At 59.0% G+C, this 8692-nt stretch carries 9 protein-coding genes, 1 tRNA gene and 2 pseudogenes; 6 read left to right on the top strand and 6 right to left on the bottom strand.

Annotated elements, in window-relative coordinates; all coding sequences use genetic code 11:
• Positions 1–528: 528 nt before the first annotated feature.
• A pseudogene (locus tag EOA79_RS26205) lies at positions 529–1086 on the top strand (aminopeptidase); the annotation flags it as partial.
• A gap of 10 nt (positions 1087–1096) precedes the next feature.
• Here EOA79_RS26205 and EOA79_RS26200 read toward each other — a convergent pair.
• The 6 genes and pseudogenes from EOA79_RS26200 to EOA79_RS26180 all read right to left on the bottom strand — a co-directional run bounded on the left by EOA79_RS26200 (position 1097) and on the right by EOA79_RS26180 (position 5914).
• The gene (locus EOA79_RS26200; RefSeq protein WP_091595108.1) at positions 1097–1312 is read right to left on the bottom strand and encodes a hypothetical protein; all 216 of its coding nucleotides are present in this window, start codon (positions 1310–1312) and stop codon (positions 1097–1099) included.
• A 335-nt stretch (positions 1313–1647) separates the two neighbouring features.
• A pseudogene (locus tag EOA79_RS26195) lies at positions 1648–2285 on the bottom strand (hypothetical protein).
• A 280-nt stretch (positions 2286–2565) separates the two neighbouring features.
• Positions 2566–3756: an integrase arm-type DNA-binding domain-containing protein gene (locus EOA79_RS26190; protein WP_091595317.1), complete on the bottom strand. Its 1191-nt coding sequence runs from the start codon at positions 3754–3756 to the stop codon at positions 2566–2568.
• A gap of 214 nt (positions 3757–3970) precedes the next feature.
• Positions 3971–4102, bottom strand: a tRNA-Phe gene (locus EOA79_RS32990).
• Positions 4093–5310: a site-specific integrase gene (locus EOA79_RS26185; RefSeq protein ID WP_127335217.1), complete on the bottom strand. Its 1218-nt coding sequence runs from the start codon at positions 5308–5310 to the stop codon at positions 4093–4095. Before EOA79_RS26185 ends, EOA79_RS32990 begins: the two co-directional genes overlap by 10 nt.
• Position 5311: 1 nt before the next feature.
• Entirely contained in the window at positions 5312–5914 is a 603-nt protein-coding gene (locus tag EOA79_RS26180; protein WP_127335218.1) for a hypothetical protein, read from the bottom strand.
• Positions 5915–6042: 128 nt separating this feature from the next.
• On the opposite strand from EOA79_RS26180, the gene EOA79_RS26175 reads away from it, so the two are divergent.
• From EOA79_RS26175 to EOA79_RS26155, 5 genes are all read left to right on the top strand, one after another.
• On the top strand, positions 6043–6231 hold the full coding sequence (locus EOA79_RS26175; protein ID WP_127335219.1) for a helix-turn-helix domain-containing protein: 189 nt from the start codon (positions 6043–6045) through the stop codon (positions 6229–6231).
• A gap of 194 nt (positions 6232–6425) precedes the next feature.
• The gene (locus EOA79_RS26170; RefSeq protein WP_245489932.1) at positions 6426–6779 is read left to right on the top strand and encodes a hypothetical protein; all 354 of its coding nucleotides are present in this window, start codon (positions 6426–6428) and stop codon (positions 6777–6779) included.
• Entirely contained in the window at positions 6776–7051 is a 276-nt protein-coding gene (locus tag EOA79_RS26165; RefSeq protein WP_127335220.1) for a hypothetical protein, read from the top strand. Before EOA79_RS26170 ends, EOA79_RS26165 begins: the two co-directional genes overlap by 4 nt.
• Entirely contained in the window at positions 7051–8178 is a 1128-nt protein-coding gene (locus tag EOA79_RS26160) for a DUF3631 domain-containing protein (RefSeq protein ID WP_127335221.1), read from the top strand. The genes EOA79_RS26165 and EOA79_RS26160 overlap by 1 nt, the downstream gene beginning before the upstream one ends.
• Entirely contained in the window at positions 8175–8510 is a 336-nt protein-coding gene (locus tag EOA79_RS26155; protein ID WP_127335222.1) for a hypothetical protein, read from the top strand. The genes EOA79_RS26160 and EOA79_RS26155 overlap by 4 nt, the downstream gene beginning before the upstream one ends.
• Positions 8511–8692: the final 182 nt, after the last annotated feature.

The following is an 8692-nucleotide window of genomic DNA, read 5'->3' as shown; positions in this document are numbered from 1 at the left end:
GTGACACACTGTGCATTCGTTGTGAAGTTTTCCTCTGCGAGCAGGCCGCCTAGAGGGCGAGAGCGGACTTTTCGACAATAGGAACGATTTCGAAGACAATTTCGACGGCCTCGGCAGGCCGCTTGCACGGTCGTCGTTCAGCTTCCCCGAACTATCTTCGCGGAACGATTCCCAATGGCAGCTATTAGCGCGACTACGACCTGGAGCATGGTCATCGGCAACGACTACTTCCTGGGAGGAGACAATTTGCGTCTATGGCCGACGTGGGCGCATTGCGGACCAACAGCGTTGGGCCGGATGCGACCGGAAGCTTCAGGAGAAAAAGACCTCCTAGGCGGATAGTTCCACGTCGCCGTGTCCGGCTTATAGCGGACATTCGGCAATTTGGCAGCGAATGACCACATTGTGACAATCTTGCCGAAGACGAACGTCTAACCTAAACCCCCATCCAGGACATCAACCAAATTGGAGCCACTGTTTGGGACCGGGCGTAGTTGCGACGTTTGCCCTATCCGGACGTGTGAGCAAATGCCGTGGGCAACCGTGATGCGTGCATTTTTTCGTTCGGTTGCTGCGATGATCGTGATGTCCAGCCTGGCAGGTTGCACCAGCATTTCTTACTACGCACAATCCTTGAAGGGTCACGTGGAGATCATGGCGGCGCGCCAGGATGTCGAAGAGCTGATCGACGATCCTTCGATCCCTGGGACATTACGCGCTCGAATGGAATCGGCGAGCGCCATCCGACAGTTTGCGATAGATGAACTAGCGCTTCCAGACAACAATAGCTACCGCAGCCATGTCAACGTTGGTCGGGACGCCGTGACATGGGCCGTCTTCGCAGCGTCGGAATTCTCGCTGACGCCACGAACATGGTGCTTTCCGGTGTTCGGATGCGTTCCGTACCGAGGATACTTCTCCAAAAGGTCTGCGATTGAAACCGCTGTCGCACTTCAGAGGCAGGGCCTGGACGTCTATCTGACGGGCATCACTGCATTTTGCACGCTTGGCTGGTCAAGTGACCCGCTGCTAAGCACCATGCTCAGCCAAGATGAAACGTATCTTGCAGGGCTCGTGTTCCATGAATTGGCCCACCTCACGTCACGCCGCGCTGCCGAAAATAAGCCTGCATCACCTTGCGGCTCGAACGGTTGTTCTGCGCCAGCCTGGTCGGATCGAGCACCGCCTGTTCTATCCCCTCTCGCGTCAGCGCCGCTTTGAGCGCCGCGATATTTGCATCGATGTCGGCATTGTTCGCCCGGAGCGATGCATAGATGCTGTCGGTCGCCTCGGCCACGGTCGGCTCGCTCACGGGTGTACTCCTTCGGCTGTTCGGGCGGCGGCTTAACACAGATCAGCGGCTTCGCCATACCGATAAGACGGCTGATGGGCGGCAACAGTATCCCCTGGGACTTAAAAGGGATACCGATGACGCGCGCCAACGGCTCGCTGCTTTCGGGAAATGGTGTCGCCCGTGGTGAACGGCCGATATGGCGGCCCGTTACTGTCGCCTACCTGGGCCGGAACCAGACTCGCGGACTGTTTACGCCCATTGACTCCCGGAGGTCAGGCGCGCGACCCGGATCAGGATTCGGGCCAGTGCGGTCGTAGTGGGCAGGAGCAGCGAAAGAATCTTTTTTCGCTGAATCAGCGCAGAAGTCCGTCACTCTCGAATTCGTCCCAGCCCTTCAGTTTCTGACGTGACACCTCGTCCCGAGTGCTGTCAGGCGCAGACGCGGCCCTGCGGCCGCTCTTTTGCGCACGCTTCAGGGCGGCCTTTCCGGCGGCCCGCCGCCTATTCTCTGCAGCAGCTATCGCGTCGTCCTCGCGCCAGACCGTAACCAAGTCGCGATCGAGCACGTCCTCGATGTGACGTGGGTCAAACACGTGAAAAGTTACCTTCCTTGCGCGACCACGAAGTTTCACCGTACGTGTGCCTGTGCTTTGCAAGCGGCCGTCCTTGAGCCACCGGTGCCGCTCTGCCGAAGAGATCGTCAGGATGTCTTCGACTTCACGGGGAATTACGGGCAGGCCTTCGATGCCTTCCAGCGTTTTGGACACAATCGCCGACGCAGTCCGGAAATCGCCATAGGCGCCTTCCGGCATGCGCAAGGTGAGCACCCCGACCTCGATACCGAGCAGCTTTTTCGCCGCCAAAGGCAGGTGGCTCGCACTTCGCGAACGATCCCTCTGGCTCGGACCGATGACCCAAGCGTGGCCGCAGACGGGAGCGTCCACCCTTCGATCAAATTCGCAGCTGCATCCATTTTCTGGCGTGTGGACATGGGCCTTAGATAGGTCTCCCATCATGTCGGCTTCAACAAGTGTGGAATCAGCTAGCGCGGCGCTCCGGCACTGGCCTTGAACCATGCCTTGTTCCAGCCCTCGCTAGATCGCAGCGCTCTCGGCCTTCGTCGGATCACCCATTCCGCCTTCAGGCCGCCAGGTTCCCCAGGGATGTCCGCTTCGGGAGAGCGGCAACGCAGGCCTCAACGGCCGCTATGCAGCGTAAACCGGACGTTCGCGATACGTGCCGGACAGCTGGCTGCCCGCATCTGATTGAGTTTACCCGCGCGTTCCGGCGTTCTCAATTTTTTCCAGATAATCTGCCCACCACTGCATCATCTTGACGCGCTCTTCCCAGTGCTCCGCCCGGGCATAGGCGCGCCGAACGTCGTTATTTTCAATATGAGCCAGCTGTCGCTCTACGGCGTCTGGATGCCACTTGCCGCATTCGTTCAACAGAGTTGATGCCGTTGCTCGGAAGCCATGGGCCGTTGCTTCATTCTTGCTGTAACCCATGCGACGCAGGGCGGCGTTGAGTGTATTGTCGGAAATCGGACGAGAAGGCGATCGCACGCTTGGAAACAGCAGCGTCCCAGCGCCGGAGATTTTTTTAAGCTCGGCCAGGATATCCAAAGCCTGCGTTGAAAGAGGAACGCGGTGCGGTCGTCGCATTTTCATTCGCGCTTCCGGGATAGTCCATACCGAACTTTCGAAGTCGAACTCCCCCCATTCGGCAGCGCGAAGCTCACCGGGGCGGGGAAACAGCAGCGCCATCAACCTCAGAGCCGCTCGGGTTGCGGGCTGTCCGTCGAATGTCTCGATCGCACGCAGCAAGCCGCCGAATGCCTTCGGATCGGTAATGGCGGCACGCGGCGTGACCGTTGGCCTGATGAGAGCGCCCCTCAGCGCGGACGTGGGGTCAGTGTCGGCGCGTGCAGTGGCGATGGCGTATCGAAAGACGCTGCCAATGGTCGAGCGCAGCCGCCTGGCCGACTCGTATCGACCGCGCACCTCCACGCTACGAAGGGCAGCAAGGATAGTGGCCGCATCAATGTCCCGAATGCACTTGTGCCCACAGGTGAGATAGGCGAAGTCGAGTAGCCATTTGACCTTGGTGATAGTCCGGTCGGCACGTCCCTCTTTCTTCAGCTTGTCCACATATTCCTCGGCGATTGATCGAAAGCTGTCCTTTGCCGAACCGACCTTTCGCAACTTGCGTTCCTGCGCGGGATCGATGCCAGTGAGGAGGAGACGTTTGGCGTCATCGCGCGCCTTGCGTGCTTCGGCGAGCGAAATAAGGGGATAGCTGCCCAACGCCAGAAGCTTCTGCTTGCCGTCAAATCGATAGGCGAGGCGCCATAGGCGGGATCCGGTGGGCTGCACCCAGAGCTGGAGCCCGCCACCATCAGACAATTTCAATAGCTTGGAAGCAGGACGGGCATTTCGGCATTTCACGTCGGAAAGGGCCATTTGTGGGACACCTCCCTTTGGCTGTTTCGATACCATCAGGATGTCCAGTACCAACGGAAATACCAGCCCTCCGCCTCGTTAGACCAAATACGCCGAAATTCCATGAAACGCGCTCAATCGCGCCATCCTTCCCAAAAAGATGAACGATTTCAGTTGTTTGTGCAAACAGAAGCGTAGAAGATTCGGCGAAAGGGAGTGTCGGGAGAGGAGGGGATGGTGCCCAGAGGCGGATTCGAACCACCGACACGCGGATTTTCAGTCCGCAAACAGCGCGGAAAAACCAAGAAAAAACAAAGGCCATGTTGCATATGGCCCTTGTTCATGTCGCATAGAGCATTATCCGAGCAATCCCGCAAGCCTCTCGCTGCGCTCTTGGCGACGCCGGCCAGCATCCTCGTCGCTGAACAGATGGCCATACAGATCGTAGGTGACCTGGATGCTGCTGTGCCCGAGCTCAGCCTGCACCTCTTTCGGGTTGGCGTTGTCGGCGATCAGCATTGAGGCATGGAAGTGCCGGAGGGCGTGGAAGTTATAGCGCGGCTCCATGACTGGTGCGCCTTCCTCGTCCTTCACGATGTCGCCGGCCCCGTCTCGTTTGGGCTCGCAGATGTGGGCTTCGATCTGGATAGGCTTCCATGCCCGGTTGAAGATGTTTGCGAGCGACTCGGCGTTCCCTTCCTCGGTGGCGAACACAAGATCGTGGCCTCCGGCGCGCAGCTTCCATTCCCGCAGGATGGCGACCAGTGCGGCAGGAATGTTGATCGTACGCCGGCCAGCCTTCGACTTCGGCGGCCCGATCTTGCCTTTCTCATCGGCGCGCTGGCGGACCTCGATCGTTGCGCCCTTTAGATCCACAGATGCCCACGGCAGCCCGCGCAGTTCGGAGGCCCGCATTCCGGTGTGAACGGCAGTCGCGAGGAACGCACGACGCTTTACCCAGGCAGCGGCCCATCGCTTGTTTGCCTGTGCGGCCAATTCGTCCAGCTTGGCGAGAATGGCCTTGATGTCCGAGATCGAGGGGACCACGACATCCTCCTTATGGCGACCTCCTGTGCCGATCTGGACAGTCGCGGCGACGTTGACCGCGACCTGATCCTGGTGCTGCATCTCCGAGAGAATGCCTTTTAGGCTCTGAAGAACCTTCTTCGCCATGGCGCGCGACAGCTTCGCCAAGAGATCGGCGCGAAACTTGGTGACATCAGCCTTGGACAAGTCAGACAGCTTCTCAGCCCCGAGCATCGGTTCGATGTAATCGTCAACGTGCTGCTTGTATTGACGAAGGGTAGACGCCTCGGCTGGGCCTCGCTCACCGCGTCCATGGGCGACGGCCTTCAGCCATTCCTTGCCCGCTTCGGCCACGGTGAGTGACTTACTGCGAACGACGTGCTTCTTGTCGCGTACCTCGCCGCGCATCGTCGTCTCAAATTCCTTGGCCTCGCTCTGCTTGTTGAAGGTGCGCAACGCGCGAACGCCGTTCTGATCTTTATAATCGACAACCCAGGCAGTCTTGGCCTCGCCCTTGGCCGTGGTCCATTTGCGCTTGCGAATCGACATCTCAGCGACCTCCCGCGAGTTTGCGGTTTGCTGCTGCTCGGCAACGATCAGAGCAATATCGAGCAGTATTGCGTCGGCCGGTAAGATGGCCGGTATAAAACAGCCGGGAGCAATTTTCGCAGCTTGTCAGTGCGGCATCGACTTCGGCGGCCATCGCGATTTCTGCGCACATCAAGTCGAACAATGAGCGGGGCCGGATAACCATGCGTCTAGTTTGGTTCAGGCCGAGATAATCAAAGCCCAAATGCATCGCGGTCGATTCCGACAACAAGTCGTTCAGGATTGCTATGCGCTCTGGATGGTCGGCCAGGGGCCCGACTTTGACCGCTTTGTCCAGCACGCCCAGCGCATCCGAAACCATATCATCAGTGCAGACTGATTTTTCGAGCAGCCCGTAGGCCGCGAAGAAGTTTGCGCGCTTCTCGACCGTGCTGCTGCTGTTCAGGAAATTTAGGACGAGCGGGCTGGAAAGATCGGACACGTTGTAGGCCCGCGAGGTCCGGCGTTCGGACCTGGGCAGATAAAAGAGCTTATCGCCTTCAACATCGAAGTCCGCCCGGACCCCATCGGGGCAAACCTGCCATTCCAGCGTTATGGGCAACATGTCGTTGAGGCTCCGCGTTCGCTAATTTCTCCAAGAACGGTATGGCATAGCGTTACGGCTAGCGCAAGTGGTTACCGTCCGTTACGTTCGCTAATTGTTAGAAATCTCGAACACGGAGAAATTTTTCGATGACAAAGAGTGAAGAAAAGCCGCGTCCTATCTGGGGCGCGAAGGCAATCGCCGCCGAGATTGGAGTCTCGGTGCGGTCTGTCTATTGGATGCTCGAAAATGGCACGCTGCCGGCCCGCAAGGTTGGCGACCGCTGGGTTTGCGACGCTCAACAGTTGCATGACCTCATTCGCGGGGAGGCCGCATAATGACCGGCCGTCCCGAAACTGAAGATCACGCCTGCCTCGACCCCAACGTAGAACTCGGCGTCAGATTCCTGGAAGAGACACCGCGCCACGTTCGCGGCCCATCCGTGCCCGCTCTCAAGCGCCTTGGCCTCACGCCTAAGGAAGCCTGCGAAGCCGTCCGCCTCCACAACTTGCAACTTGCGAGGGCTGGCTGAATGGAGATGGCTAACAAAGAAGCCGGCCCGCTGCGAACGGAACCGGCTTTCGAAATTGAAGTAGTTGAACAAGCCGAGCTTAAACAAAGAGGGCGAAAAGCTCAAGACGGTTTGACTCCGCAGCAGCGATGGCAGAACGCGAATCCCTTGGCCCGCTGGGCTCATCTCGCCACGACCAGCGCTATCAAGAAGGGCATTCTTGTTCGGCAGAGTTGCGCCATCTGCGGCTCAACGCGAACTGACTTTCACCACGATCCCCGCTTTTATGACCAGCCCCTTCGCGGGACCTGGCTCTGCCGTCTGCATCATGTCGCGGAGCATCGCCGTCTGCGGCAGGAAGGCGGTGATCAGTGACCGTCCGCCCCAACCTCCCCAGCATTGACGAACTGTACACCGATGCAGCCGTCCGTCATCTCATCGCTGCCCGCAACCACTTGCAATGCGCGGTGCTTCGCTTCGATGACGCCGGCTATGAGCACGATCCGACGGCGCGGTCGTACAGCTACGTCGCGGGCATCGTCGCCGAGTTCAACGACAGACCTTGGCGGCACTGGCCGCCGGCAATCCCAACCCACATTGCCCAGGGCGCGAAAGAATATCGCCGTATCGCGAGGAGGTCGTATTGATGGAGGAAGATACCTTCGCCGCCGACCTCCTCGACGAGGTTTACCACTTCGTCGGCCGCTTCGTCGCCTACCCATCCGAAGAAGCGCACGTCGCGCATGTTCTCTGGATAGCGCACACACACATGATGGATGCGTGGGAATCGACACCGCGCATCGCGTTCCTGTCTCCAGAGCCAGGATCTGGAAAAACCCGGGCGCTAGAGATTTCGGAGCTTCTGGTGCCGCGTCCTGTCGAGGCGGTGAACGTCACGCCGGCATATCTCTTCCGCAAGGTCGCGGATGAGGCTGGCGCCCCGACCATCCTCTTCGACGAGATCGACACCATCTTCGGGCCGAAGGCCAAGGATAACGAGGAGATTCGCGGGCTGCTCAATGCCGGTCATCGTCGCGGCGCCGTCGCCGGCCGGTGCGTTGTTCGAGGAAAGCTCGTCGAGACGGAAGAGATTCCAGCCTACTGCGCGGTGGCACTCGCCGGCCTGGGCGATTTGCCTGACACTATCCTTACCCGCTCCGTCATCATCCGCATGCGGCGCCGTTCGCCAGAAGAAACGGTCGAGGCCTATAGACGCCGCGTGCACAAGCCGGATGGCGACGAGGTCAAGGACAGGCTCGCCGGCTGGGCTTCCTTCATCTCGGCCGACATCGGCCAGGACTGGCCGGAAATGCCACCGGGCATCAAGGACCGTGATGCCGATGTCTGGGAACCGCTTTTGGCGATAGCCGATGCTGCCGGCGGCCACTGGCCGGAAAGGGCGCGTGTTGCGGCTGTTGCGCTTGTTGCGCTCTCTAAGGAGGGTACACCTAGCCTTGGCGTCAAACTCTTGGGCGACGTGAAGACCATCTTCGGCCAAGACGAAGTTCTTGCTACGGAAAGCATCCTTCGCCGGCTCTGCGATCTCGATGAGTCTCAATGGGCCGATATGAAGGGAAAACCCTTGGATGACAGGGGTTTGGCTAACAAGCTTCGCCCTTACGGTATCAAACCTAAAGTGGTGCGGATCGGCACTGCTACACCTAGAGGATATCAACGAACAGACTTCGTCGATGCTTGGCAGCGTTATCTACCTCTAGCTCCCTTAGAGAGCGCAACATCCGCAACAAGTGCAACAGCGGAGGCGGCGGAATGAGCAACGCCGAACCAAACAGCATCGCGGAACTCGATCGACTGATCGCCGATGCATTGCGCCGTCGCGCTGATCTCATGAGCGAGCGCACACCATTGGAGAGCAAGACAGACCAGATCGAAACCGCTTGTCGCAACCGTGGCTTTGCCGTCAGCGCAGACGGCTATGTCAACCAAGCCGCTGCTGCTGATCTGCTCGGGATAGCGCCTCTGACGCTTCGGAACAGGCGGCTATACCGAGGATGCACGATCACAAATCGACGCAGCGGTCGTGGTGTTGAATACAAGCTCTCCAGCATCGCCCAGCAACTCCTCGATCGCGAGACCGAAAAATAGGTACGGTCAGGTACGGGTGACCGTACCTCTCCGAACTATTTCGGCCTGCCTTCTTCGCCGATACTGCTCTTCGAAAACCTTATCTAGGAGCTTCGTCGCCAAATGCTTGCTCGCCTCAAATCTTCGCCGCCTGCTGACTGGTCAAAGTTGCTCGTAGTTCCGGAGCGGCCATCCTCCATAGC

Origin of the sequence: Mesorhizobium sp. M1A.F.Ca.IN.020.03.2.1 (genome assembly GCF_004023205.1) — a bacterium.
In the GTDB taxonomy this organism is placed as follows: domain Bacteria; phylum Pseudomonadota; class Alphaproteobacteria; order Rhizobiales; family Rhizobiaceae; genus Mesorhizobium.
The sequence above is the reverse complement of the archived record's forward strand: the minus strand, read 5'-3'. Positions and strand labels throughout refer to the sequence as shown.

Coding starts and splice junctions, on each gene's coding strand:
- EOA79_RS26190 (WP_091595317.1), bottom strand. CDS start 3,756: ATGGCCCTTTCCGACGTGAAATGCCGAAATGCCCGTCCTGCTTCCAAG.
- EOA79_RS26185 (WP_127335217.1), bottom strand. CDS start 5,310: ATGTCGATTCGCAAGCGCAAATGGACCACGGCCAAGGGCGAGGCCAAG.
- EOA79_RS26180 (WP_127335218.1), bottom strand. CDS start 5,914: ATGTTGCCCATAACGCTGGAATGGCAGGTTTGCCCCGATGGGGTCCGG.
- EOA79_RS26175 (WP_127335219.1), top strand. CDS start 6,043: ATGACAAAGAGTGAAGAAAAGCCGCGTCCTATCTGGGGCGCGAAGGCA.
- EOA79_RS26170 (WP_245489932.1), top strand. CDS start 6,426: ATGGAGATGGCTAACAAAGAAGCCGGCCCGCTGCGAACGGAACCGGCT.
- EOA79_RS26160 (WP_127335221.1), top strand. CDS start 7,051: ATGGAGGAAGATACCTTCGCCGCCGACCTCCTCGACGAGGTTTACCAC.
- EOA79_RS26155 (WP_127335222.1), top strand. CDS start 8,175: ATGAGCAACGCCGAACCAAACAGCATCGCGGAACTCGATCGACTGATC.